Raw genomic sequence first — 302 nt, 5'->3', positions numbered from 1 at the left:
AAATGGTACTCTGGCTGCGGCAGTTAAAAATGTGGTTTCTGAGTCTGTCAAACCATTAACCGAACAAGTGGAAAAACTGACCAGGGAAATTCGAGATCAACACGTAACACAACAAGTACTTTCTGTGACAACTGCAAAAGGCATTAACTATGAAGAATTAGTCGTTGTCGAACTGCGAAATTGGTCAAAGTTGAGTGGAGTAGAGGTGGAGCATATTGGTCGTGATGGAGACACTGGCGATATTCTCCTAAAGTTCACCAGTAAATCGTTAGCTGTAATTGAACTGTCAATAGTGATTGAAG

The 302-nt window shown here is 41.1% G+C and carries 1 protein-coding gene; it reads left to right on the top strand.

What is annotated here, in order from left to right; all coding sequences use genetic code 11:
- Positions 1 to 302 (top strand): hypothetical protein (locus AABK37_RS42085; protein ID WP_432557282.1); only part of this gene is annotated, 302 nt, incomplete at both ends.

It is taken from the genome of Tolypothrix sp. VBCCA 56010, assembly GCF_050875635.1.
Classification (GTDB): Bacteria; Cyanobacteriota; Cyanobacteriia; order Cyanobacteriales; family Nostocaceae; genus Hassallia.
This window is presented reverse-complemented; position numbering and strand designations above follow the sequence as displayed.